Origin of the sequence: Cupriavidus basilensis OR16 (assembly GCF_000243095.1) — a bacterium.
GTDB classification, from domain to species: Bacteria; Pseudomonadota; Gammaproteobacteria; order Burkholderiales; family Burkholderiaceae; genus Cupriavidus; species Cupriavidus basilensis_D.
The window spans coordinates 77,989-101,547 of record NZ_AHJE01000065.1; the positions used below are offsets into that span (position 1 = coordinate 77,989).

The following is a 23,559-nucleotide window of genomic DNA, read 5'->3' on the forward strand; positions in this document are numbered from 1 at the left end:
TCAGGCAACCACCATCATTTCTGGCGCCAGCCGAGCGTGACAAAGCCGGCGCGTCCCTGCGTGTTGTAGGGATAGGCGAGCTGGTAGTTCTTGTCGAACAGGTTTTCCACACGGGCGGCCACGAACCATTGCTTGTCGATGTTATAGCGGGCATTGAGGTTGACGATACCGTATCCGCCCAGCGTGCGCGAGCCGCTATCCATGCGCGTCGAGGAGATGATCCACTCGCCGCCCAGGCGGAAGTCGCCAAACTGGCGGCCCACGTCGAAGGCGGCATGGCGGCGCGCGCGGCGCAGCAACTGCGTATTGCTCTGCTCGTCCACCGGGTTCTGGAAGGTGATGCTGGCGCCCACGTCGGTGCCCATCAGCTTGGCGCGCCACGAGGCTTCGATGCCTTGCACCTTGGCCTTGTTGACATTCTGCGCCAGGAACAAGCCATTGGGCTGCAGCGCCGCGGTGATCAGGTTGTCATAGCGGGTCTCGAACACGGTCACGCGCAGCAGGCCGGCGGCGTCCGTGTTGTACTGCGCGCCCAGTTCGACCGACTTGGCACGCTCGGGCTTGATGCCGGGCTGGCCATAGCCCGGGTAGTACAGCTCGTTGAACGTCGGCGCGCGGAAGGCGTTGCTGGCGTTGGCGATCAGCTTGAACGCGTTGGTCAGGTTATAGCCATAGCCGGCGAAGTAGCTGGCCTGGCTGCCGAAATCCGAGTAATGGTCGTTGCGCACGTTGAGCTGCAACTGATGCTTGCCAAGGCGCCCGTCGTAGCCGCCAAACACCGAGGTCACGTTGCGGTTGGGCGCGGTATAGGTGCTGGAATCGAACTCCTGCTGCAGGTATTCGGTACCGAACAGCAAGGTGTGCGCGGGCGCCAGCGCGTATTCGTTCTGCCAGGTGTACTGGCGGTTACGTGTATTGAAGCGGCTGTCGAACAGGCCGTTCTTGGTGTTCTCGCTGCGATCCTCGCTCTGAGCCACCTTGAAGTGCGTGCTCCAGTCCCGTGTGATCTTGCCGTTGACAAAAGCGGATACGGTGTACAGCTCGCTGTTCATCCACCAGACATCGGTGGGCTTGCCCACCGTGCTGTCGTAGGAGAGCTTGCTCTTCGAATAGTAGGCGGTGACGCCGGCGTCCCAGTCGCTGGTGAAGCGATGCTTGACCTGGCCCGATACGCTCTTGTTGTCGTAGGGGTTGTCGTTGGGGTTGGCCTTGGGCTGCTGCTTGGTGTTGATGGCCGAGAAGCCGTCGGTCTTGATGGCCGAGCCGGTGATATTGAACGACGTGTCGCCGATCTGGCCGCCGTAGCCCACCGTGCCCTGGCGCGTATTGTTGCTGCCATACTCGATCTGCGCGTTGGCCGCCGGGGCCTGGCCCGCGCCGCTCTTGGTGAAGATCTGCACCACGCCGCCGATCGCATCCGAGCCATACAGCGCGGAAACGTTGCCGCGCACGATTTCGATATGGTCGATCTGGTCGGGCAGGATGTTCGAGAGCTGGGCCGTGCCGCTGCTGGCCGCCGAGATCCGCACGCCGTCAATCAGGATCAGCGTCTGATTCGAGTTGGCCCCGCGCATGAACAGGCTGGTATTGGCACCCAGGCCACCGTTGGCGGCAAACTCCACGCCGGCCTGCGTGCGCAGCAGCGAGCGCAGGTCGATCGCCTGCGAGTTGATGATGTCCTGCTGGGTCACCACCGTCGTGTGCGGCAATGCCTCGGTAATCGGCTGGGGTGTGCGGTTGGCGCTGACCACCACCGGCGCGAGCTGCGCGTCGGCGGCCGGCTGCACGGCGGCAGCCTCGCTGGCCTGGGCCACGGCGGCACCGGGCACGCACACGGCGAGCAGGGCCAGCAAGGCGACAGGCGTGGCGCAGACGTGTCGGGAGACAAAAACAGGGGCGGTCTTGTGGCGCGCCGGCAATGCCGGACGGCTCGACTTGTAAGACGATGAGCGCATGATGCGGATTATGGGAGAGAGCTGCCTGGTCCGTTCCCCCGCGGACCGTCTGGCGACGAAGCGCGCCGCTGGCTTGCGCGGCAAAAAGCAGCGGAGGGCGGCGCACTCTCGTTCAGGCCGGTATCCGGGCTGACGACACCAGCGATCACGGTCGCTTACCGTTGCGGGGCCGTTGCGGGGGCAGCACAGGTTGGCTCGGCCCTGCCCTGGCGGCGGCGGCTGGCTCCCTGTTTCCCGTTGAACTGCAACCCTGTAGTGAATAGGATTACGAGCACCTGGAACGTGCGCGAGTGTAGGCAGTTTCGAGGCAAGCGTCAATGCCGCGGCAAAACAGCGGGAAAGCGCCTGGAAACAGGCATAAAGCCGCCGCCACGGATGCCGTTAAACGACGATGCATGCAACTTCGGCTCGCAGGCCCGGTCACACACGTCTGCATTCGCCGTCCGCACGATAGCGCTTGGGCTAAAATCCCAAAACCCGAGACCCTAGATATGACAGGCTCTATGCTCACCGAACTCGAACAACTCGCCGCCAAGATCGGGCGTGTGCTGCACCATGCCGATACCCTGGCGGCGGAGAACCAGCGGCTGCGGGAGGAGATCGAACGCCTGCAGGCCGAAACCGGCCAGCTGCGCGGCGACCGCGAAGCCATGGCCGCCGACCGCGAGCTGCTCAATATCAAGATCGAGGAAGCGCAGCTGCGCATCCAGTCGATCCTGGACAAGCTGCCCACCGCCAGCGACGCCCGCCAGCTCGACCTGCTCGGCGAGGGCGAGGCGGCCAGGCTCGGCGAGGGCGAGGCGGCCAGCCGCGCCGAACAGAAGGCAACCGGAGAAAACGCATGAGCAATAAGCAAGTCGAAGTGAACATTGCCGGCCAGTCCTACCGGTTCGCCATCGCCCCCGACAACGAGGCCGCGCTGCTGGAAGCCGTGGCACTGGTAGACGACCAGATGACCCGGCTCAAGGGCGGGGTATCGGCCAAGGGCGTGGAACGCGTTGCCGTGATGGCCGCGATCAGCATCGCCTCGGACCTGCTCTCGCTCAAGCGCAAGCAGCAAGACGATGGCGCCATTCCCGTTGATGCGGTGCGTGCGCGCATTCGCGAGTTGAACGAACGCGCGGATGAAGCCCTGCGCCAGTACGCGCATGTGGGCACCAATTCGCCCGTGCCGCGCAACTGATGCCCTGCCCTGCGCCGGCGGTGTACCGCACGGCACAGGTGGGCGGCGCTACGTTCGCGATTTCGGCCCGATGTGCCCCACATGCCGCGCGCGTCAGCAAAATGTAACGACACGCAAAGACGGGCTTGGTATGGAAAGCCTCGCGGTGTATAGTGGAGCCAAGCCGCACCAAGCCACATCGTGGCGGCACCTTAGGTCGGGTTATCGCGCCTGACCGCCGTTTTCATCCCATCCAAGTTAGAAACGGCAAACGTCTGACAGCCATGCCAAAGCAGTATGCGTTTGGCAGTGCAAAAAGGTCAGACGTTTGACAGTTTCCCTGCCTGGTTCGTCAGGATCATATTCCTTGAACCGATAAGCATTTGTTGGTGCGGGATTATGCCGTGTGGGCGAGCGCGTCGCATGGTTCATAGTTGCAGTCTGGACTCCCTGAATCGGTGATGTACCCGAAATGCGGCTTCCGCAGCCACTCTGAACCTCACTTGGGTTCAGGATGCCGATCCAGCGGCCGAGGCGGGGACCCCTCTAAAGGCGGTGGTTATTCAACCACCGCCTTTTCCTTTTGTGGCGCGGGCCAACCTGCGTTGCCTCTGCAGTGCCCCCTCCCTCTGTTTTTGCGCCACGGCCCACATCCGCCAGACGGTTTTCTTTTGGCCGTGCTTGCTGCAACATATCGCTGTCGCCAACGTCACGCCCGCCCTGCCCGCCCATGAGCCGATCCACGCAAGCCAATGCCGCCGCGCGCGCCCGCCAGTACTGGCTGATGAAGTCGGAACCCGACGAGGCCAGCATCGATACGCTGGCCGAACGCGGCACCTTGCCATGGACCGGCGTGCGCAACTACCAGGCCCGCAACTTCATGCGCGACGGCATGCAGATCGGCGACGGCGTGCTGTTCTATCACTCCTCCTGCCCCCAGCCCGGCATTGCCGGCCTGGCCGAGGTCAGCTCACACGCCTACCCAGATCCCACCCAGTTCGACCCGAACAGCGATTACTACGACGCCGCCGCCAAGCCCGAGGCACCGCGCTGGATGCTGGTTGATGTGCGCTTTATCGGCAAGGGCCCGCTGATTTCGCTGGCCGACCTGCGCGCGCATGACGAACTGGCCGACATGGTCGTGCTACGCCGCGGCAACCGGTTGTCGATCACGCCGGTGACCCCGGCCGAATGGCGTTTCATCACCACGCGGCTGATGCGCTAGCCTGGCACCGACGGTCACAGTAGCGGCATGACACAATGGCTGCCGATAACATAACTACAACGCCAACAAGGTCGATTCCGCGTCATGAGCTTTTCCCTGATTCCCGGGCTGCTGCTGCTCGGCGCCTTTACCGGCTTTTGCGCCGGCTTGCTTGGGGTAGGCGGCGGCATGCTGATGGTGCCCTTCCTCACGCTGCTGTTTACCGCCCTGGCCTTCCCTCTTGAGGCCATCGTCCATATGGCCATCGCCACCTCCATGGCAACCATCCTGTTTACTTCGCTGTCCTCGGTACGCGCCCACCACAAGCGCGGCATGGTGCGCTGGAAGCTGGTGTTCGCGCTGGCGCCCGGCATCCTGATTGGCGGCATGATCGGCGGCGGAAAGGTGTTCGCGGCGCTCAAGACCAGCTGGCTGTCGCTGCTCTTCGCCGTGTTCGTGGGCTTTTCCGCGTGGCAGATGTTGCGCAACCGCAAGCCCGCGCCGCACCGGCAACTGCCGGGCACGCCCGGCATGCTGGGCGCCGGCGGCGTGATTGGCTTCCTGTCCAGCCTGGTGGGTGCGGGCGGCGGCTTTGTCTCGGTGCCGTTCATGACCTGGTGCAACGTGCCCATCCACAATGCCGTGGCCACCTCGGCCGCACTCGGGTTTCCCATCGCGGTGGCGAGTGTGATCGGCTATGTGTGGAGCGGGCTGGGCCAGACCGGGCTGCCAGCCGGCTCGCTCGGCTACATTTACCTGCCGGCGCTGGCGGTGATCGCGGTTGCCAGCGTGCTGACCGCGCCGCTGGGCGCGCGCACCGCGCACCGGATGGATGTCGGGCAACTGAAGAAGGTCTTCGCCTGCCTGCTGTTCAGTCTGTCGGCCTATATGCTGTGGAAGGCCTGGCACGCGTTCTGAGGCGGCAGGTGCCGCGGATACAAGTAGATACAAGGCCGCGCGCAACGTAGCGGAACGATCACCTGGGCGGCGCGTCTGATACCCATCGTCTTGAAAGGGAGAATCCAATGAAACATCTGCTTGCCGCCACGCTGCTCGGTACCACCGCCATGGTTGCCTCCGCCCAGGGCGGCGGCCCGACCCACGAGCCGGCGCCCGCCGGCGTGCTGTCGCTGTCCGCCCAGGCCGCCACCGAGGTGCCGACCGACGTGGTCCACCTGACACTCGCCGCCGAGCAGGAAGGCGCGGAGCCGGGCGCGATCTCCTCGGCGCTGTCGGCCAAGACGGCGGATGTGATTGCACAGGCCAAGCGTACCAACGGTGTGCAGGCGCAATCGGGCGGCTTCACCATCTATCCGTCCAACGACAAGAACGGGCGCATCAGCACCTGGCGCGGCCGCGCCGAGGTGATTCTGGAATCGCGCGATTTCACGGCCGTGTCCAAGCTGGCCGGGCAACTCGCCAGCCAGATGCAGGTGCAGAACATCAGCTTCTCGCTCTCGCGCGAAGCCCGCATGGCGGCCGAGACCAAGCTGACCGAACAGGCCGTGGCCTCGTTCCGCGACAAGGCGCAGGCCACCACCAAGCTGTTCGGCTACGGCAGCTACACCATCCGCGAAGTGCAGGTGGGCGAGGTAGGTGCGGTGCAACCGATGCCGCGCATGTACGCGGCCAAGGCCATGATGGCCGATTCCGCGCCGGTGCCGGTCGAGGGCGGCAAGGCCCAGGTCACCGTGACGGTGAACGGCTCGGTGCAGATGCTGAAATAAGCGCTGCCCGACGCCACAGGCAAGAAGCAGAAGACAGCAAGCACAAGGCACAAGAACAAGGCCCCTGCCACGCAAGCGGCAGGGGCCTTGTTCATGACGCATAAGCCATCAACGAGCGGCGGTGCCTACAGCTCCCCAAATTGCTGGCGCAGCACGTTCTTCTGCACCTTGCCCATGGTGTTGCGCGGCAGTTCGTCGACCAGGTGCACGCGCTTGGGCACCTTGAAATTGGCAATGCGACCCTTGAGCCCGCCGATCAGGCTCAGCGCATCCAGCGAGGCACCGGGCTTGCCAACCACCACCGCCACCACCGCCTCGCCAAAATCGGCATGCGGCACGCCGATCACGGCGCTCTCCGCCACGCCCGGCATCTCGTCGATAAAGCTCTCGATCTCCTTGGGGTAGACGTTGTAGCCACCGGAGATGATCAGGTCCTTGCTGCGGCCGACGATGGTCAGGTAGTCGTCGGGCACCTTGCGCTCGCCCACCTGGCTCACGATGGCACCGCCAAAGCGGCCCACGTCGCCGGTCTTGAACCAGCCATCGGCGGTGAACTCTTCCTGCGTCTTCTCCGGCATGCGCCAGTAGCCCTTGAACACGTTCGGGCCGCGCACTTCCACATTGCCGATCTCGCCGGCCGCGCAAGGCTTGCCGTCGCCATCGACCACGCGCACCGACACACCCGGCAATGCCTTGCCGACGGTGCCGCCGATGCGCTCGCCGTCCTGCGCTTCGTACGGGTTGGAGACCAGCATCACGGTCTCGCTCATGCCGTAGCGCTCCAGGATGGTGTGGCCGGTGCGCTCGCGGAAGGCATCGAAGGTTTCCGGGCGCATGCGGCGGCAGGTGTCGTCGTCAAAGCGCGGCTCCTGCACCCGTGGGCACGCCCATCATCACGGTGCAGCGCGGCAGGAACTTGAGGATCTGCGCCATGTCGAGCTTGGGCGCCCAGATCATCTTGGCGCCGGCCAGGAGCGCGCCGTGCGACGCGACGAACAGGCCATGCACGTGGAAGATCGGCAGCATGTGCAGCAGCACGTCGTCGCTGCGCCAGCCCCAGTACGCGTGCAGCGTCTTGGCGTTGGAGGCCAGGTTGCCGTGCGTGAGCATGGCGCCCTTGCTGCGGCCCGTGGTGCCCGAGGTGTAGAGAATGGCGGCGAGCTCGTCGGCGCCGCGCGCCACCGTGGTGAAGTGATCCGGTTGCGCAGCGGCGCGGGACAGCAGCGAGCCGGAGCGGTCGTCGTCCAGCGTGAACACGTGCTTGGTGCCGTGGCGGAACGCCACCTTGGACACCCAGCCGAAATTGGCGCTGCTGCATACCACCACCGCCGGCTCCGCGTTGCCGACAAAGTAGTCGATCTCGGCTTCCTGGTAGGCGGTATTGAGCGGCAGGTAGATGTAGCCCGCGCGCAGCGTGGCGAGGTACAGGAACAGCGCCTCCGGCGATTTTTCCACCTGCACCGCCACGCGCGCGCCCTCGGGCAGCTTGAGCGCGGCCAGCAGGTTGGCCATCTTGGCGGTGGCGCGGTCCAGGTCGTCCCAGCTGTAGTAGAGGCCGTCGTGGGTTTCAATGCAGCAGGCGCTGCGGTCCGCCGGGAAGCGGGATTCGAATAGGGCGAACAGGTTGGCGTTCATATTGCGGAAGATAAAAAACGGAATCGGCAACAGCATGGGCAATCCGCACGGGCAATCCGATCGATAGCCGGCAATGATACCTAATGCGATTGCCAGTGCTAAGGCCAGTGCTATTGCCCGCTAAAGCGCGGCGGCCGGCGCGCAAGGAATGCCGCCACGCCTTCGGCATGGTCGGCGCTGTCGCCGTAGCGGAAATGCGCGTCGAGCTCCGCCGCGGTGAGCGGCGCGGGCGCCGGCGCCAGGCGGCGGATGCTCTCCTTGTTGATGCGGGCGGCCAGCGGCGCGCCAGCCACGATGCGCTTCACGGCCGCGGCGACTTCCTCGCCGAGTGCCGCTGCCGGCACCACGCGCGTCAGCAGCCCTTTCTCGCGCGCCTCGGCAGCGTCGAACACCCTGCCCTCCAGCAGGATCTCCAGCGTCACGGCGCGGCCCGCCAGGGCCAGCAGCCCGGTCAGCTCGCCGGGCGCCATGGGAAAGCCGAGCCGGTTGATCGGCACGCCGAAGCGGCTGTCGTCGGCGGCGATGCGCAGGTCGCAATGGCAGGCAATCTCCAGCCCGCCGCCCACGCAAACCCCTTCGATCATGGCCAGCGTCGGATGCAGGCAGCCCGCGATGGCGGCCAGCGCAGGGCCAATCACCGCCTCGTGGTAGCTGCGCAGCGCGGCGGCGCCGCCCCGCTCCTCGGGAAACTCGGCAATGTCGGCGCCGGCGGCAAAGTTGCCATCGGCGCCGCGCACCACCACGCAGCGCAGCGAGGGATCGGCGGACAACGCCGCAAAGCCCTGCGCCAGCGCACGCCACATCGCCACGGAGATGGCATTGAGCTTGCCCGCGTGGGACAGCGTGACCGTGGCCACGTCGCCCTCACGCGCGAACGCCACCGTGCCGCTCATGCCTGCGCTCCACACCGGTGGGAAACATCGGAAACCATGCGGCTCTCCTCCATCAATCGATCTTGGCGCCGGACTGCTGCACCACCGTGGCCCAGCGCTTGATCTCGGCGCGCTGGAACTGCGCGAACTGCTCTTGCGTGAAAGCCGGCGTGTCGGAGCCGTTGGCGATCCAGATCTGCTTCATCTCGGGCGTGTTCAGCGCCTTCTCCACTTCGGTGTAGAGCCTGTCGACGATGTCCTTGGGCGTGCCCTTGGGCACCCACATCGCGTACCAGGTGGAGACTTCGTAGTTAGGCACCCCAGCCTCGGCGGCGGTGGGCACATTCGGGAACGCGGCCGAGCGCTTGGTCGACGCCACCGCCAGCGCCTTGATGCGGCCGGCGCGGATGTGCTGGGCCGAGGAGCCGAGACCGTCGAAATCCATGTCCACCTGGCCCGCGATCAGGTCGGACAGCGCGGGGCCCGCCCCCTTGTAACCCCTTGTAGGGAATATGCGTGATGAAGGTCTTGGTCTGCAGCTTGAACAGCTCGCCTGCCAGATGGTGGGAAGAGCCATTACCGGCCGAGGCATAGTTCAGCTTGCCGGGGTTCTTCTTGGCATAGGCGATCAGCTCGCCCAGCGTGTTGGCGGTGACCTTGGCCGGGTTCACCACGATCACCTGCGGCGGCTGCGCGATCACCGTGATGGGGATGAAATCCTTCTCGATGTCGTAGTCGAGCTTCTTGTAGAACGACGGCGCGATGGCATGGTGCGCGCCGCCAATGAAAACCGTATAGCCATCCGGCGCGCCCTTGGCCGCGATGCTCGCACCCACGGTGCCGCCGGCGCCGCCGCGGTTGTGCCGCCGGCGCCGCCGCGGTTGTCGATCACGAACTGCTTGCCGAGCTGCTTGGAAAGCTGCGCGGTCAGCGGGCGGGCAAAGGCATCGGTGCCACCGCCGGCCGGGAACGGCACGATCACGGTGATGGGCTTGGACGGCCAGGTGTCGGCCTGCGCCACCGGGGCTAGCGCACCCAAACCCGCGCCTAGTGCGCAAGCCAGCCCTGCCAGTTGAAACTGACGACGATTCATGACGCTGTCTCCTCTCTCTTCTGCTGTGGAAAGTCAAAACGAAGAACTGCTGGAATGGCCCGCGAACGCGGCCCGCGGCCTTGTCTTTTACCTGACCAGGGTTACAGCAGCTTGCTCACCGCGCGGCTCATGCGCGGGGATCCGTTGCCAAGGCGCACCAGATTGTCATCTAGCGCCTCGGGCACGTAAAGATAATTCACCATCATCCCGCACGACTGCGCGCGCCCCTTGCGCGACAGGTCGGCGGCCCAGTTCAGGCGCTCCACGCAGGCACCATTGCCCAGGTGGAAACGCGCCACCGGATCGGCCGGCAGCGCCTGCTGGCGCTCGCGCACCAGGTAGTGCGCCGCCAGCGTCAGCGCGGTATCGCGCACCGTCGCGTCGTCCGAGTCGGGCGGCAGCGCAGCCAGCCATCCAGCGCCGTCGGCAGGTGGCGTGCCGTTGCGCTCGCTCCAGCGCGCCAAGCGCTTGCCGCCCAGCACCTTGGCCACCGACTCGCCGTCGCGCTTGCGCAGCCAGTCAGCGAACCCGGGAATGGGCGAGAGCGTGGCGAACTGCTTGAGCTTGGGAAACTCGCGCTGCAATACCCCGATCACGCGCTTGAGCAAGAAGTTGCCGAAGCTCACGCCGCGCAGGCCTGGCTGCGTATTGGAGATGGAATAGAAGATCGCCCACTTCACGCGGCGCAGGTCCTCCAGCGGCGCGGCTTCGTCCAGCAGCGCGTGGACGTTGGCGGCCATCTCGGGCACGAAGGCCACCTCGACAAAGATCAGCGGCTCGCGCGGCATGCGCGGGTGGAAGAAGGCATAGCAGCGGCGATCGGAATCGAGCCGGTTGCGCAGGTCCGCCCAGGACGCGATCTCGTGCACCGCCTCGTAGCGGATCAGTTTTTCCAGCAGCGACGCGGGCGAGTCCCAGGTGATGGGCTGCAGTTCCAGCAGGCCCACGTCGAACCAGTTGGAGAACAGCGCCTCCAGGTCGTCGTCGAGCGGGCGCAGGCCCGGCACGCGCTTGTGCCAGCGCAACATGTCCGCACGCAGGCCGATCAGGAAATGCAGGCCGCAAACACTCGCGCCCTCCTGCCCGTGCAGCGCCGCCAGCCGCTTGAAGAAACGGATGCGCGCGTTGGACATGGCCTGCGCAAGCCCCGGCGCGGATTTGGGCGGCTTGCCCTCCTTGACGTCGTCATCCGATTCCGCGCCGCCGCTGGCCGCGACTTCCGCCAGCACGCCGAGCATGGCCTGGCGTGCATCATCGCCCGCGGCTTCGTATTCGGCCCGCCAGGTTTGCGCTGCGGTATTGGCGGCGCTGTCGGTCAGGCGCGCATCGAAGCATTGACGCAGTTGCTCGCGCTGCCGGCGCAGCACGCGCACCGGCAGCGCCACGGCCTTGGCGTCCGCCTTGGCATCGGCACCCGTATTCGGCTTGGCGCGGTCATCGCCCTTGCGGCCCCACCACCGGCCAAAGCGGGACAACAGGGATTGCGCCGACGGCTCCAAGCCGCTCAGGGGCGCGCTGACTTTCTGTTCGCTATTGCTGAGGGAATCCATGGACATACCTGCTCTGTGCGCTTCGGTTGGCCGCTATCGATCAACGGGTGATTTACCGGCCAGTTGCAGGCGGCCGGGCTGTGCTTTGGGGATGGGATCGCCACCGCTATCGTCAGCCTCGGCAACCTCGGCGGCGTCCAGTGCCCTGAGCGCGCCGCGCTGGCGCAGCAAGTGCGTCTTCATCAGGGTCTCGGCGCCTTCCGGGTCATGCGCCTTGAGCGCGGAGAACACCGACAAGTGCTCGGCGCAGGATTCGCGGATGCGGCCCGGCAGCTTCAGGCTCTTGTGGCGCGACAGCCGCAGCACCTTGCGCAAGTCGCTGATCAGGCCGGACAGCCAGCGGTTGCCGGCGAGCCGCTGGATGGCTTCATGGATCTGGTAATTGGTTTCGTAGTAGGCATCGATATTGCCGGCCTGCGCATACCGGGCCAGGTCGGCGTGCAGGCTTTCGAGCGCATCGAGGTCCTCGGCGGTGGCGTTGCGCGCCGCCTCATAGGCGCAGCGGCCTTCCAGCAGCGCCATCAGCGGGAAGATCTCGTCGAGATCCTGCTCGGACAAGGCGTTGACGAAACAGCCGCGGCGCGGCTCGAGCCGCACCAGTCCTTCGGAGACCAGCACCTTGAGCGCCTCGCGCATCGGCGTGCGCGAGATCCCCATCGACTCGGCCACCGTGGCCTCGTCGATCCAGGCGCCGGGCATCAGCGCGTGCTCGTCGATCATGGCGCGCAGGCGCTCCGCGACTTCGAGGTACAGGGCCTGCTGGATGATGCGCATGGTGCCTCCGGGCGGAAGAATGCAATGGCATCGGGGTGGCTTGCGGCACGGTGAAATGTGTCTTGCCAGGCCCAATAATTCATAATTATGAATAACGGCGACCGGATGACAAGACAATTCGATGTTGCACAGCCGCATGCACGGCATGCGCCACTACGGCTAAAAGGTACCTATACGACACTTTACGTGGCCGCGAGAGATCCCGCGTGCGTCCTAGCCCGCCAAACCCCTTGCCGCGTGGATGCCGAACCAGTGCGGCACGTGCGCAATGGCCTCATGCAACGTGCCCAGTACCCGGAAACTGAATCCGGTCACGACCGGCGAAGGCGGCTTGATATCGGGCACCACCACCACCTGCGCACCCGAGCGGCTAGCGGCCGTTGCGCCGTTCTCGCTGTCCTCGAAGGCCAGGCACGCCTGCGGCGCCACGCCGAGGCGCTCAGCGGCAAGCTGGTACAGCGCCGGGTCCGGCTTGCCGCGCCGCACCTCGTCACCACCCGAGACCGAAGAAAAGAAATCCAGCACGCCCACGCGCCCGAGCCGGTCCTGGATCTCCTCGACGCAGGATGACGATGCCACCGCGCAGGGAATGCCCGCGCCACTCAGCACCGACAGCAATTCCTTTGCGCCGGGCTTGAGCGGAAACCGGGGCCCGCTGGCCGGCGCATGCAGTTGCGCACCGGCCAGCGCCTGCACCTGGCGGAAGGCATGCTCACCGCCAAGCAGGGCAACCAGGAAGGCATCGGACTCCGGCCTGGCCTTGCCGATGACCTGCACGTAGTCGCTGGCCGCCAGCGTGATGCCGATCTCGCGCGCGGCGCCGATCCAGGCTTGCATGATGGCGCGCTCGGAATCGATCAGCAGGCCATCCATATCGAAGATGGCAGCGGAAAACGGGCTCACCTGCGGGGTCATCTGCGGGGTCATCCGCGGGGTCATCCGCGCCAGCTTCAACGGACCGGGGCCTGCGCGGTCTGTCCGTGACGGTTGGCCCAAACCACCATGGCGATGCCAGCCAGGATCATCGGCAGGCTCAGCCACTGGCCCATGGAGAAGTTCAGTGCCAGCAGGCCCAGGATGAACCGCCGTAGCCGATCAGGAACACGCCCGAGACCGCGCCCATGGGGCGCGGCTTCCTGGCGAACAGCCACAGGATGATGAACAGCGCCACGCCTTCGCCGGCAAACTGATAGAGCTGGGATGGATGGCGGGGAATGTTGTCGCCGGCCTGCGGGAAGATCATGCCCCACGGCAGGTCGGTGGGGCGGCCCCACAGCTCGCCGTTGATGAAGTTGCCGATGCGCCCGGCCGCCAGCCCGCAGGGGATCATCGGCGCGATGAAGTCGGTGACCTCCATCCAGTGCCGCCCGCGCAGCTTGCCGAACAGCCACATCGCCACGATCACGCCCAGGAAGCCGCCGTGAAAGGCCATGCCGCCCTCCCACACCTTGAAGATCTCAAGCGGATGGCTCAGGTAGTAATCGGCCTTGTAGAAGAACACATAGCCCAGCCGCCCGCCCAGGATCACGCCCAGCACGCCGAAGAACAGCATGTCGTCCAGGTCCTTGACCGTCCAGCCCTGGGCCGCGATATGCGGCTGGCGGATGCGCAGGCGGCCGAACCACAGGAACATGATGAACCCGGCGAGGTACATCAGCCCGTACCAGCGGATGGCAAGCGGGCCGAGATGAATCGCAACCGGATCGAATTGGGGATGAATCAGCATGTTTGCCGTGGTTAGGGTTGTAAGGAGGCCGCGCGCGGGCAACTTGGCGTCCGGCGCGGCATCAGGGTTCAGGCTGCGTCCGTCAGGTGCCTTGCCGCAGCGACAATGCCAGACTCAGTACCAGACTCAGTGCCGGACTCCGTGCCCGGCTTTATGCCAGCCTTTTGCGTCAGCGTCATGGCAGAGGCCAGCGCGCCGGCGATCTCGATAAACGATCGCAGCACGGGGCTCACACTGTCGGCACCAGCCTCCCGCCACACCAGGCCGGTTTCGATATCGGGCCCGGCATCGCGCAACGGCAGGTAGGACACACCGGTACGGCGAAGGTTGCACAGCGAGGCCGGCACCAGCGCCACCCCCATGCCGGCGGATACCAGGCTGACAATGGTCTGCATCTGGATGGCCTCCTGGGCGATCACCGGTGTGAGGCCTTCGCGCGCGTAACAGCCCGTAATGATGTCATAAAACGCTGGCGCGCTTCGCCGGGGAAAGATAATAAGCGGCTCGTGCGCCGCATCTTTTAGCGAAACACCCTCCTGCGCCGCCGCGCCGTCCGGGCGCCAGCCTTCCGGCACGGCCAGCACCAGCGGCTCGCGCACCAGCGGCAGGTAGGCAACGCCATGCGGCATGGCCGGCAATTGCGGGCGGATCACCAGCCCGGCGTCGATGCCGCCGTCGATCAGGGCCTCCAGCTGGATATCGCTTGTGGCCTCGCGCAGCTGCAGCTGCACATTGGGATGCCTGGCCCGGAAGCGCCGCAGCAGATCGGGCAGGATGCCGTAGTCGGCCGTGCTGACAAAGGCCAGCGACAACGTGCCAGCCTCCCCGCGCGCCAGCCGCTGGGCCAGGCCCGGCAGCGCGGCGGCGTCCGCCAGCACGCGGCGCACCTCCGGCAGCCACTGCTGGCCGGCCGGGGTGAGCGCCACCGAGCGCCGCGTGCGGGCGAACAGCTGGACGCCGATCTCCTCCTCCAGCGCCTGGATCTGCTGGGACAGCGGCGGCTGCGTCATGGCCAGGCGCCGTGCGGCGCGGCCAAAATGCAACTCCTCCGCCACCGTAACGAAGTAGCGCAACTGACGCAGGTCCACGGGGACTCCTGATATGTTTTTCGACTCAATAAAGGTTGAATAATATATTTGACACGATAAAAGGCAAGCGGCATGCTCTCGTCCACAACATGGCAAGAGCCTGCCCGGTCCTCGGAACCCCTGAGGCGCCCCGCGCAAGCCGGCACACTTCCCCCGGAGATTCCCATGGCATACAACAAACGCTCGCAGCACATCACGCAAGGCGTGGCGCGCTCCCCCAACCGCTCGATGTACTACGCGCTGGGCTACAAGAAGGAAGACTTCGACAAGCCGATGGTGGGCATCGCCAACGGCCACTCCACCATCACGCCGTGCAACTCCGGCCTGCAACGCCTGGCCGACGCGGCGGTTGCCGCCGTCAAGGCCTCCGACGCCAACCCGCAGATCTTCGGCACCCCGACCATCTCGGACGGCATGTCGATGGGCACCGAAGGCATGAAGTACTCGCTGATCTCCCGCGAAGTCATCGCCGACTGTATCGAGACCGCGGCCCAGGGCCAGTGGATGGATGGCGTGGTCGTGATCGGCGGCTGCGACAAGAACATGCCGGGCGGCATGATCGCGCTGGCGCGCACCAACGTGCCGGGCATCTATGTGTACGGCGGCACCATCAAGCCGGGCAACTGGAAGGGCAAGGACCTGACCATCGTGTCGTCGTTCGAGGCCGTGGGCGAGTTCACCGCCGGGCGCCTGAGCCAGGAAGACTTCGAAGGCGTTGAGAAGAACGCCTGCCCGTCGTCGGGCTCGTGCGGCGGCATGTACACCGCCAACACCATGAGCTCCTCGTTCGAGGCACTGGGCATGTCGCTGCTGTACTCGTCGACCATGGCCAACCCGGACCAGGAAAAGGTCGACAGCGCCGCCGAATCGGCACGCGTGCTGGTCGAGGCGATCAAGAAGGACATCAAGCCGCGCGACATCATCACGCGCAAGTCCATCGAGAACGCGGTCTCGCTGATCATGGCCACCGGCGGCTCCACCAACGCCGTGCTGCACTACCTGGCGATCGCCCACTCGGCCGAAGTGGAATGGACCATCGACGACTTCGAGCGTATCCGCCGCCAGGTGCCGGTGATCTGCAACCTGAAGCCGTCGGGCCAGTACGTGGCCACCGACCTGCACCGCGCGGGCGGCATTCCCCAGGTCATGAAGATCCTGCTCAAGGCAGGCCTGATGCACGGCGACTGCCTGACCATCACCGGCCGCACCCTGGCCGAGGAACTGGAAAACGTGCCGGACACCCCGCGCGCCGACCAGGACGTGATCATGCCGATCGAAAAGGCGCTCTACAAGGAAGGCCACCTGGCCATCCTGAAGGGAAACCTGGCACCGGAAGGCGCCGTCGCCAAGATCACCGGCCTGAAGAACCCGGTCATCACCGGCCCGGCCCGCGTGTTCGAGGACGAGCAAAGCGCCATGGACGCCATCCTGGCCGACAAGATCAACGCCGGCGACATCCTGGTGCTGCGCTACCTGGGCCCCAAGGGCGGCCCCGGCATGCCTGAAATGCTGGCCCCCACCTCGGCCATCATCGGCAAGGGCCTGGGCGAGTCGGTCGGCTTCATCACCGATGGCCGCTTCTCGGGCGGCACCTGGGGCATGGTGGTCGGCCACGTCGCACCGGAAGCGCACGTGGGCGGCAACATCGCGCTGGTGCAGGAAGGCGACTCGGTCACCATCGACGCGCACAAGCTGCTGCTGGAACTCAACGTGAGCGAAGAAGAGCTGGCCAAGCGCCGCGCCGCCTGGAAGCAGCCGGCACCGCGCTACACCCGTGGCGTGCTGGCCAAGTTCGCCAAGCTGGCATCGACCGCCAGCAAGGGCGCTGTGACGGACTGAGGATTGGCGCGTTAAGCCCTATCGTCAAAGTGAAAATGCCCGCGAGCGATCGCGGGCATTTTTTATGGTGCGGTGGATTTTCCTCACATCCCGCCCGGGTCGCGCTCGATCTCTTCGAGCGTGGCGTCCAGCCATTCCACCAGCCGGGCCTCCATCGCCTGCGTCAGTTCCGCCGCCAGCTGCGCGGTCAGCGGGGCCAGGCGCGACTGCAGCGTGGCCTCGGTATGGGCCTCCACCACCTGCGGCCATTCGGTGCGAAACCGCATCATCACGCGGGTCAGCAGCTCGCTGCGCACCGCGCGCAGCTCTTCCGGGCTGGGCGGCGGGCTGGGGTGGTGCGTGGCATGGGAAGCCGAGTAGGCGCCGTCCTGGGTGGACGGGGCTGGCGAGTGCAGAGCGGGAATCTCGGGAGCGGCCATGCCTTCGCCGGTCTCCCGGGGCATGACGACATGGGTGACCGGGCCGGGCCAGGTCATGTCATGGGCGGGCTGGGCATGGCTGGGGCTGCTGGCGCCGGCGTCCGACCACGCCACCGTCTGCGGCGCCCTTGGCGCATCCGGCGCCGGTTGCCTGGCGCCGTCGGTGGGCAGGTCGATCACCTCCGTCAGCAGCGGAATGCTGTCGTTGGGCCCGATGCGCGGGATCACCCGCGAGGTGGTGCGTTCGGTCATGCGGCATCCCCCTTACCCTGTGTTGCCTGGCCTGCCTGGCCTGCCTGGGCGATATCGTGGTGCGCCAGCGGATAGCCGCGCTCGCGATACAGGCGAAAGCGTTCGCGCCCGGCGGCACGGTCGTCGGCGTCGCTGCCGACCACCTCGATCATGCGCTCAAAGCTCGCGAACTGCGCCGGCGGCTCAGCGCTGAGATTGATCAGCAACTGATGGTGCGGGGCCTGGTCCAGCGTGGCCGCCAGCACAATCGGCGTCACCTCGGCGTTCGGGCTGTCCACGCCGCAATGCGGCAGGAAATCCAGCGCGGAGAACGTCCACAAGCGCGCATCGAGCTGCGCCAGCTGTTCCGGCGCGCCATGCACCACCAGTTTCTGGCCGGCGCCGTACGCCTTGCGGATCAGCCGGCAAGCGTAGCCGAGCTTGTCCGGCACGTTGCTGTGAAAATCGATACGCGTCATGGGTAAAAGCCAGTCCTGTGAATACTAGGCGGGACCCGGTGCAAGGCGAGCCGGCGCCAGAAGGCGGCGCCGGCTCGCGCGCAGCATCAGGCGGCGGCGCGGTCCATCAGGAACTGCGCCAGCAGGGGCACCGGGCGGCCGGTGGCGCCCTTGGCGGCGCCACTCTTCCAGGCGGTGCCGGCGATGTCCAGGTGGGCCCAGTCGTACTTCTCGGTATAGCGCGCCAGGAAGCAGGCGGCGGTCACGCTGCCGGCCGGGCGGCCACCGATATTGGCCATATCGGCAAAGTTGGACTTGAGCTGGTCCTGGTAGTCATCGTCCAGCGGCATGCGCCAGGCGGTGTCCATGGCCTTGCGGCCGGCCTGCAGCAGCTGGTCCGCGAGGCCGTCGTTGCGAGCGTACAGGCCGCTGTTGACGTGGCCCAGCGCAATGATGCAGGCGCCGGTCAGGGTGGCTACGTCGACCACGGCGGCCGGCTTGAAGCGCTCCACATAGGTCAGCGCGTCGCACAGGACCAGGCGGCCTTCGGCATCGGTGTTGAGGATCTCGATGGTCTGGCCGGACATGCTGGTGACCACGTCGCCGGGCTTGGTGGCGTTGCCGGACGGCATGTTCTCGCAGGTGGGGACCACCGCGATCACGTTCAGCTTGAGGCCCATCTCGGCCACCGCCTGCAGCGTGCCCAGCACCGAGGCGGCGCCGCACATGTCGTACTTCATCTCGTCCATGCCTTCGCCAGGCTTGAGCGAGATGCCGCCAGTATCGAAGGTGATGCCCTTGCCCACCAGCACCACCGGCGCCTGCTTGGCCGAGGCGCCGTCGTAGCGCAGCACGATGAACTGGGGCGGCTCGATCGCGCCCTTGGTGACCGCCAGGAAGGCGCCCATCTTGAGGGCTTCGAGCTGCTTGCGGCCGAGCACTTCCACCTTGAGCTTGTGGCGCTTGGCGATGCCGCGCGCGGTATTGGCCAGGTAGGTAGGCGTGCAGACGTTGGACGGCAGGTTGCCCAGATCCTTGGTCAGCTCCATGCCGCTGGCAATGGCCGCGCCACGGACCACGGCCTGGGCGGCTGCCTTGGCGTCCACCGCGTCCACCGTCAGCACCACCTTGCGCAGGCCAGGGAGATTGTCCGCGCCGTTGCCCTTCGCGTTGGCGCGCTTGAGGCCGGGATGGCGCTCCAGCAGGCGGTAGCCGGCTTCGCGGATCAACGTCACGGTGCTGATCAGGCGCCAGGACAGGTCACGGGCGTTGCCGGCCTGCTGGGGCGCCTGCTGCTGGGCGAGGCACCACAGCACATTGGCGGCGCGCGTGGCGGACAAGGCACGCAGCGCGGTGCGCACGGCCTCGGCGAACGCCTTGTCGCCGAACTCCGCTTCCTTGCCAAAGCCCACCAGCAGCACGCGGGCGGCGCCCACGCCGGCCACTTCGTGCAGCATCAGCTGGGTACCGCGCTTGCCTTCGAAATCGCCCAGCTTGACGAGCCGGGAAACCAAACCCTTGGTTGCTACGTCGAGTGCCTTGGCCACACCGGCCAGGCTCTGTCCCTCAAACAGGCCCACCACCAGACAATCGGTCTTGGTTGCCAGGAAACCATTTTGGCCCGCTTTGCTCCAATCCAAGGCTTTTGTGCTAAATTCCATCGCGCTTCCTTCCAGGGGCTCGTCCACCACGAAAGCTCCTATTATCCGCGATTTGCTGCCGCTGGTCCGCTATGCTTGCTAGCAGGCACCGCGGCACCGACATCGCCCGCGCCGGCCGGCAGCCCGGAACCGACTCCGCATGATCTTTCAACAAGCCTTGCGTCGCGAGCTCGCCTACACCGCTGGCGCGGTGTTCCTGGTCATGCTGACCTTCATGCTGACCTCGCTCGTAATCCGTATTCTCGGCATGGCCGCCAATGGCCAGGCCAGCCCCAATGACGTCCTGATGCTGATCGGCCTGGCCACCATTGGCTACCTGTCGATCCTGCTGTCCGCCACCCTGTTCATCCTCCGACCTGATCGTGCTCACGCGCTGGTACAAGGACTCGGAGATGGTGGTGTGGTTCTCGGCCGGCATCTCGCTGCGCGACCTGGTCAAGCCGGTGCTGCAGTTTGCCGCGCCCTTCATCATCATGTCGCTGCTGCTGGGCATGTTCGCATGGCCGTGGGCCAACCAGCAAAGCGCCCTGTTCCGCGACCGCTTCGAGCAGCGCGGCGTGCTGTCCATGATTGCCGCCGGCCGCTTCATCGAGCCGGCCAAGGGCAACTACGTGCTGTTCATCGAAGGCATCGACGCCGACATGAAGCATGCGCGCAATGTCTTTGTGGCCAATGCCGAGGCCGACAAGATCGGCGTGGCGCTGGCCCACCAGGGCCAGTTCCGGACCATGCCCAACGGCGACCGCATGGTGGTGATGGAGAACGGCCGCCGCTATGCCGGCACGCCCGGCAAGATCGACTACCGCATCGTCGAGTTCGACCAGTACGCGGTCAAGGTGGACAACAAACCACCTGAGTCGGAGGCCAACCTGCCGACCAAGAGCCGCGACACCATCGACCTGCTGCGCAGCCCCACCAACGAGAACCTGGGCGAGTTGCTGTGGCGCCTGTCGCTGCCCCTGCTGGCCTTCAACTTTGTGCTGATCGCCATCCCGCTTGCCTACGTCAACCCGCGCCTGGGCCGCTACACGCCCCTGGTCTTCGCGGTGCTGATCTACCTGACCTACAGTAACGTGATCAATCTCTCCCAGGCCTGGGTGCGCTCCGGCTCCATCCCGTTCTCGATGGCCTGGTGGCCATTCCACCTGATCGCCCTGCTGGGCGCGGTGCTGCTGTTCCGCTACCGCCAGAACCGCAGCCTGGGTGGCTGGCGCGCTGTGTTCGGCCTGCCCCGCAAGGGCCGCAACCGGGGGAGCCAGGCATGACGGTATTGCGCGTCTATGAGCGCTATTTCGGGCGGCTGATCTACGGCGTGTTCGCCTTTATCCTGTTTGCGGTGCTGGCGCTGTTCGTGTTTTTCGACATGCTCAGCGAGCTGGAGAGCGTGGCCGGCCGCTACACCTCGCTGGTGGCGTTCTTCCACGTCATCCTGCAGGCGCCCACCCGCATCTATGAGGTGCTGCCGATCGCCGTGCTGATCAGCGCCATCTATGTGTTCTCGCAACTGGCCAGCCAGTCCGAGTACACCATTTTCCGGGTGGCGGGCCTGAATACCCGCCAGGCGCTGTTCTCGCTGTTCAAGCTGGCGATTCCGCTGGCCATTGCCACGTTCATCTTCGGCGAGTTCATCGGCCCCAAGGCCGAGCAGTACGCGCAGAAGGTCAAGCTCGAAGCGCTGGGCGCCACGGTTTCCGCCGGCTTTCGCTCCGGCGTATGGGTCAAGGACCGCGACCGCGATGCCTCCCTGGGCCATGAGGTCACGCGCTTCGTCAACGTGGCCGGCCTGCGGCCCGACCAGAGCATCACCGGCGTCACCATTTATGAGTTCGACGCACAATACCGCCTGAGCGTGATCCGCGTGGCCAAGGAAGGCCGCTACCAGGGCGGCCAGTCCTGGCAGCTCACCGGCGTGACCGAGACCCACTTCCTGGAGCTGCCAACGGGCGCACCGGGCAATGCGGACGCCCTGGCACCGGCCTTCCGCGGTGAGCAGCGCAGCGTGCCCACCATGGTCATGCGCTCCGAGCTGACGCCGCAGATCCTGTCGGTGCTGCTGGTGGAGCCGGAGCGGATGTCCACGGTGGACCTGTTCCGCTATATCCGCCACCTCCGCGACAACAAGCAGGATACCCAGCGCTACGAGATCGCCTTCTGGAAGAAAGTGATCTATCCGCTGACCCTGTTCGTGATGGTGGCGCTGGCCCTGCCCTTCGCCTACCTGCACGCGCGGGCCGGCGCGGTGGGCGTGAAGGTGTTCGGCGGCATCATGCTGGGGCTCTCCTTCCACTTGTCCAACACGCTGTTCTCGCACGTGGGGCTGCTGCATACCTGGCCGCCGATCGTCTCGGCGCTGATCCCCGGCACGCTGTACCTGCTGGTGGCGCTTGGCGCGTTGCGCTGGGTGGACCGGCATTAAGGCGGCACCAAGGCGACAATAAGGCGACACCAAGGTGGATTTAAGGCCTGAACATGACCATGACCTCCCTGCCCCGCCAAGCCATGGTGCTGTTCGGCCATGGCGCGCGCGATGCGCGCTGGCGCGAGCCATTTGACCGGCTGCATGCCAAGCTGGCGGCTGCGCTGCCGGATTGCGCGGTGCGCCTGGCCTTCCTGGAACTGATGGCGCCCTCGCTGCCGGATGCGCTGGCAGAGCTGGCTGCCGGCGGCATTACTGATATCAATGTGGTGCCGGTGTTCTTTGGCCAGGGCGGGCATCTGCGGCGGGACCTGCCGGCCTTGCTGGACGACTGCCGGGGCAAGCTTCCGGGCGTGACGATCCGCTGCGCGGCGGCGGTGGGCGAGGATGACAGCGTGCTGGATGCGATTGCGGCTTACTGCGCGGGCACGTTGACCGGCACCAGACCTTGACGCACGCAACGCCCAAAGTTTTTTCTTTGGCACGCCAGTGCTTCAGGCCGCGCGAATTTCCGCGTATGAAACGTCGCCCTGCGCATCCTGCGGCACCACCTCGCTTGCCCGCGAAGCCAGCGCTTCGCCAATCATCAGCAGGCTGGGATGGACCGGATTGATCCAGGCCGCCGCCTCGCCCGCCGCCATCTGGCGCAGCGTGAACTGGCGGCTGCGCTGGTGCGCCGAGGTAGCGGCCTCAACCACCCAGGCGGGCGTCGAAGCCGGCTTGCCGTGCGCGATCAACTGCGCGGCGATGGATGCCGCCTGGTCGCGGCCCATGTAATACACCACCGTATCGGCCTTGACATCGGCCTCCACATCGATCGTGTCAGCCGCCTTGGACTGGGTCGCAAAGGCCACGCTGCGCGACACGCCGCGCTTGGTGAGCGGCTTGCGGATCGCGGAAGCGGCCGCCAGCGCGGCGGTGATGCCCGGCACGATCTCGTACTCGATGCCGGCCTCTTCCAGCGCCTGCAGCTCCTCGTCGGCGCGGCCGAACAGCATCGGATCCCCGCCCTTCAAGCGCACCACGCGCTCGAACTTGCTGGCCTGATCCACGATCTGGCGGTTGATGAACAGTTGCGCGGTGGAACGCTGGCCGCAGCGCTTGCCGACCTCGATCAGCTGCGCCTGCGGACACCATGCCAGCATCTCGGGCGAGACCAGCGCATCGTGCAGCACCACCTGGGCTTCGCCCAAAAGCCGTGCACCGCGCACCGTAATGAGGTCCGCGGCGCCGGGACCCGCGCCGATCAGATAGACCTTGCCCATGCCTTGCTCCTTCGCGCTCACTTGATCGTTTTGTCTATGCACTCGCCTCAGGCGAATGCACGGATCATGCCAGCGGCCACGGTGTGGTTGGTGGCTTCGTCGATCAGCACGAAAGCGCCGGTCGCCGGGTTGTCGCCATAGTTGTCGCAGACGATGGGCTTTTGCAGCGAAATCTGCACCGAGCCGATATCGTTCAGGCCGATCTCGTGGCGGTCGGTCTCATGCAGCAGCGTATGCACGTCCAGCACGCGATCCACCGACGACACGCGCGCGAACACGCTGGCCGTGGTGTGCTTGAGCACGTACTTGCGGGCCGGATTGAGCGATTCATCGTCGAACCAGCACAGGTCGGCGGTCAATTTCTTGGCCGACACGCTGTCCGCGTCGGCAGCCACGAACATATCACCGCGTGACACATCCACGTCTTCCGACAGGCGCACGGTCACCGTCTCGCCCACGCTGGCCGATTCGGCCACGCCGTTGG

Annotated in this window: 19 protein-coding genes, 1 other RNA gene, 4 pseudogenes and 1 riboswitch; of the genes and pseudogenes, 10 read left to right on the forward strand and 14 right to left on the reverse strand. The window is 66.0% G+C overall.

Features of this window, described 5'->3' with window-relative positions; genetic code table 11:
* Positions 1-14: 14 nt before the first annotated feature.
* A complete protein-coding gene (locus OR16_RS23730; protein WP_043420830.1) occupies positions 15-1,955 on the reverse strand; it encodes a TonB-dependent receptor plug domain-containing protein in 1,941 nt (646 codons plus the stop codon).
* A 98-nt stretch (positions 1,956-2,053) separates the two neighbouring features.
* Positions 2,054-2,250: riboswitch (cobalamin riboswitch) on the reverse strand.
* Positions 2,251-2,458: 208 nt separating this feature from the next.
* Between OR16_RS23730 and OR16_RS23735 the strand changes: the two genes are divergently transcribed.
* The 6 genes from OR16_RS23735 to OR16_RS23755 all read left to right on the forward strand — a co-directional run bounded on the left by OR16_RS23735 (position 2,459) and on the right by OR16_RS23755 (position 6,048).
* A complete protein-coding gene (locus OR16_RS23735; RefSeq protein ID WP_006160586.1) occupies positions 2,459-2,800 on the forward strand; it encodes a hypothetical protein in 342 nt (113 codons plus the stop codon).
* Positions 2,797-3,138 carry a cell division protein ZapA gene (locus tag OR16_RS23740; RefSeq protein ID WP_006160587.1) on the forward strand — a complete coding sequence of 114 codons (342 nt, stop codon included), beginning with the start codon at positions 2,797-2,799 and terminating at the stop codon, positions 3,136-3,138. The genes OR16_RS23735 and OR16_RS23740 overlap by 4 nt, the downstream gene beginning before the upstream one ends.
* 313 nt (positions 3,139-3,451) lie before the next feature.
* Positions 3,452-3,662, forward strand: a non-coding RNA gene (gene ssrS / locus OR16_RS40525) — 6S RNA.
* 185 nt (positions 3,663-3,847) lie between these two features.
* A complete protein-coding gene (locus OR16_RS23745; protein ID WP_006160589.1) occupies positions 3,848-4,342 on the forward strand; it encodes an EVE domain-containing protein in 495 nt (164 codons plus the stop codon).
* A gap of 84 nt (positions 4,343-4,426) precedes the next feature.
* Positions 4,427-5,239 carry a sulfite exporter TauE/SafE family protein gene (locus OR16_RS23750; protein ID WP_006160591.1) on the forward strand — a complete coding sequence of 271 codons (813 nt, stop codon included), beginning with the start codon at positions 4,427-4,429 and terminating at the stop codon, positions 5,237-5,239.
* Positions 5,240-5,346: 107 nt separating this feature from the next.
* Positions 5,347-6,048 carry an SIMPL domain-containing protein gene (locus tag OR16_RS23755; protein WP_006160595.1) on the forward strand — a complete coding sequence of 234 codons (702 nt, stop codon included), beginning with the start codon at positions 5,347-5,349 and terminating at the stop codon, positions 6,046-6,048.
* Between the two features lie 125 nt (positions 6,049-6,173).
* Here the strand turns inward: OR16_RS23755 and OR16_RS23760 are convergent.
* The 8 genes and pseudogenes from OR16_RS23760 to OR16_RS23795 all read right to left on the reverse strand — a co-directional run bounded on the left by OR16_RS23760 (position 6,174) and on the right by OR16_RS23795 (position 14,786).
* Positions 6,174-7,683, reverse strand: a pseudogene (locus tag OR16_RS23760) (malonate--CoA ligase).
* 110 nt (positions 7,684-7,793) lie between these two features.
* Positions 7,794-8,576: an enoyl-CoA hydratase/isomerase family protein gene (locus OR16_RS23765; RefSeq protein ID WP_006160597.1), complete on the reverse strand. Its 783-nt coding sequence runs from the start codon at positions 8,574-8,576 to the stop codon at positions 7,794-7,796.
* A 52-nt stretch (positions 8,577-8,628) separates the two neighbouring features.
* Positions 8,629-9,648: pseudogene (locus tag OR16_RS23770) on the reverse strand (Bug family tripartite tricarboxylate transporter substrate binding protein).
* A gap of 101 nt (positions 9,649-9,749) precedes the next feature.
* Positions 9,750-11,204 (reverse strand): malonyl-CoA decarboxylase domain-containing protein, encoded by a 1,455-nt coding sequence (locus OR16_RS23775; RefSeq protein WP_006160599.1) that lies wholly within the window; start codon positions 11,202-11,204, stop codon positions 9,750-9,752.
* Positions 11,205-11,231: 27 nt separating this feature from the next.
* Positions 11,232-11,972, reverse strand: coding sequence for a GntR family transcriptional regulator (locus OR16_RS23780; protein ID WP_006160600.1), 741 nt, complete (start codon positions 11,970-11,972; stop codon positions 11,232-11,234).
* Between the two features lie 213 nt (positions 11,973-12,185).
* Complete coding sequence (locus OR16_RS23785) at positions 12,186-12,899, reverse strand: HAD family hydrolase (RefSeq protein ID WP_006160601.1); 714 nt, start codon at positions 12,897-12,899, stop codon at positions 12,186-12,188.
* 23 nt (positions 12,900-12,922) lie between these two features.
* A pseudogene (gene lgt, locus OR16_RS23790) lies at positions 12,923-13,698 on the reverse strand (prolipoprotein diacylglyceryl transferase).
* Positions 13,699-13,766: 68 nt separating this feature from the next.
* A complete protein-coding gene (locus tag OR16_RS23795; protein WP_006160606.1) occupies positions 13,767-14,786 on the reverse strand; it encodes a LysR family transcriptional regulator in 1,020 nt (339 codons plus the stop codon).
* Positions 14,787-14,951: 165 nt separating this feature from the next.
* Here OR16_RS23795 and ilvD point away from each other — a divergent pair, with 165 nt between their 5' ends.
* Entirely contained in the window at positions 14,952-16,625 is a 1,674-nt protein-coding gene (ilvD, locus tag OR16_RS23800) for a dihydroxy-acid dehydratase (RefSeq protein WP_006160607.1), read from the forward strand.
* 83 nt (positions 16,626-16,708) lie between these two features.
* On the opposite strand, the gene OR16_RS23805 is transcribed toward ilvD, so the two are convergent.
* From OR16_RS23805 to OR16_RS23815, 3 genes are all read right to left on the reverse strand, one after another.
* A complete protein-coding gene (locus tag OR16_RS23805; protein ID WP_006160608.1) occupies positions 16,709-17,296 on the reverse strand; it encodes a hypothetical protein in 588 nt (195 codons plus the stop codon).
* Positions 17,293-17,754, reverse strand: a complete 462-nt coding sequence (locus OR16_RS23810; RefSeq protein ID WP_006160609.1) for a DNA polymerase III subunit chi — start codon at positions 17,752-17,754, stop codon at positions 17,293-17,295. The genes OR16_RS23805 and OR16_RS23810 overlap by 4 nt, the downstream gene beginning before the upstream one ends.
* Before the next feature lie 86 nt (positions 17,755-17,840).
* On the reverse strand, positions 17,841-19,394 hold the full coding sequence (locus tag OR16_RS23815; RefSeq protein WP_006160610.1) for a leucyl aminopeptidase: 1,554 nt from the start codon (positions 19,392-19,394) through the stop codon (positions 17,841-17,843).
* Positions 19,395-19,533: 139 nt separating this feature from the next.
* Between OR16_RS23815 and lptF the strand changes: the two are divergent.
* The 3 genes and pseudogenes from lptF (at position 19,534) to OR16_RS23830 (ending at position 22,262) form a co-directional block, all read left to right on the forward strand.
* Positions 19,534-20,659 (forward strand): annotated as a pseudogene (gene lptF, locus OR16_RS23820) (LPS export ABC transporter permease LptF).
* Positions 20,656-21,810, forward strand: coding sequence for an LPS export ABC transporter permease LptG (lptG, locus tag OR16_RS23825; RefSeq protein WP_043420833.1), 1,155 nt, complete (start codon positions 20,656-20,658; stop codon positions 21,808-21,810). The pseudogene lptF and the gene lptG overlap by 4 nt, the downstream one beginning before the upstream one ends.
* Positions 21,811-21,863: 53 nt before the next feature.
* On the forward strand, positions 21,864-22,262 hold the full coding sequence (locus OR16_RS23830; RefSeq protein WP_006160613.1) for a sirohydrochlorin chelatase: 399 nt from the start codon (positions 21,864-21,866) through the stop codon (positions 22,260-22,262).
* A gap of 42 nt (positions 22,263-22,304) precedes the next feature.
* On the opposite strand, the gene cobA is transcribed toward OR16_RS23830, so the two are convergent.
* Positions 22,305-23,075: a uroporphyrinogen-III C-methyltransferase gene (gene cobA, locus OR16_RS23835; protein WP_006160615.1), complete on the reverse strand. Its 771-nt coding sequence runs from the start codon at positions 23,073-23,075 to the stop codon at positions 22,305-22,307.
* 47 nt (positions 23,076-23,122) lie between these two features.
* The coding region (locus OR16_RS23840) for an elongation factor 1-alpha C-terminal domain-related protein (protein WP_006160617.1) at positions 23,123-23,559 on the reverse strand (437 nt) is incomplete at its 5' end.

Excerpts from the sequence above, each read along its gene's own strand:
- OR16_RS23780 (WP_006160600.1), bottom strand. The coding sequence starts at position 11,972 with ATGCGCATCATCCAGCAGGCCCTGTACCTCGAAGTCGCGGAGCGCCTG.
- cobA (WP_006160615.1), bottom strand. The coding sequence starts at position 23,075 with ATGGGCAAGGTCTATCTGATCGGCGCGGGTCCCGGCGCCGCGGACCTC.
- OR16_RS23745 (WP_006160589.1), top strand. The coding sequence starts at position 3,848 with ATGAGCCGATCCACGCAAGCCAATGCCGCCGCGCGCGCCCGCCAGTAC.
- lptG (WP_043420833.1), top strand. The coding sequence starts at position 20,656 with ATGACGGTATTGCGCGTCTATGAGCGCTATTTCGGGCGGCTGATCTAC.
- OR16_RS23730 (WP_043420830.1), bottom strand. The coding sequence starts at position 1,955 with ATGCGCTCATCGTCTTACAAGTCGAGCCGTCCGGCATTGCCGGCGCGC.
- OR16_RS23765 (WP_006160597.1), bottom strand. The coding sequence starts at position 8,576 with ATGAGCGGCACGGTGGCGTTCGCGCGTGAGGGCGACGTGGCCACGGTC.
- OR16_RS23755 (WP_006160595.1), top strand. The coding sequence starts at position 5,347 with ATGAAACATCTGCTTGCCGCCACGCTGCTCGGTACCACCGCCATGGTT.
- OR16_RS23775 (WP_006160599.1), bottom strand. The coding sequence starts at position 11,204 with ATGTCCATGGATTCCCTCAGCAATAGCGAACAGAAAGTCAGCGCGCCC.
- OR16_RS23815 (WP_006160610.1), bottom strand. The coding sequence starts at position 19,394 with ATGGAATTTAGCACAAAAGCCTTGGATTGGAGCAAAGCGGGCCAAAAT.
- OR16_RS23810 (WP_006160609.1), bottom strand. The coding sequence starts at position 17,754 with ATGACGCGTATCGATTTTCACAGCAACGTGCCGGACAAGCTCGGCTAC.
- OR16_RS23830 (WP_006160613.1), top strand. The coding sequence starts at position 21,864 with ATGACCATGACCTCCCTGCCCCGCCAAGCCATGGTGCTGTTCGGCCAT.
- OR16_RS23740 (WP_006160587.1), top strand. The coding sequence starts at position 2,797 with ATGAGCAATAAGCAAGTCGAAGTGAACATTGCCGGCCAGTCCTACCGG.
- ilvD (WP_006160607.1), top strand. The coding sequence starts at position 14,952 with ATGGCATACAACAAACGCTCGCAGCACATCACGCAAGGCGTGGCGCGC.
- OR16_RS23735 (WP_006160586.1), top strand. The coding sequence starts at position 2,459 with ATGCTCACCGAACTCGAACAACTCGCCGCCAAGATCGGGCGTGTGCTG.
- OR16_RS23785 (WP_006160601.1), bottom strand. The coding sequence starts at position 12,899 with ATGACCCCGCAGATGACCCCGCAGGTGAGCCCGTTTTCCGCTGCCATC.
- OR16_RS23750 (WP_006160591.1), top strand. The coding sequence starts at position 4,427 with ATGAGCTTTTCCCTGATTCCCGGGCTGCTGCTGCTCGGCGCCTTTACC.
- OR16_RS23805 (WP_006160608.1), bottom strand. The coding sequence starts at position 17,296 with ATGACCGAACGCACCACCTCGCGGGTGATCCCGCGCATCGGGCCCAAC.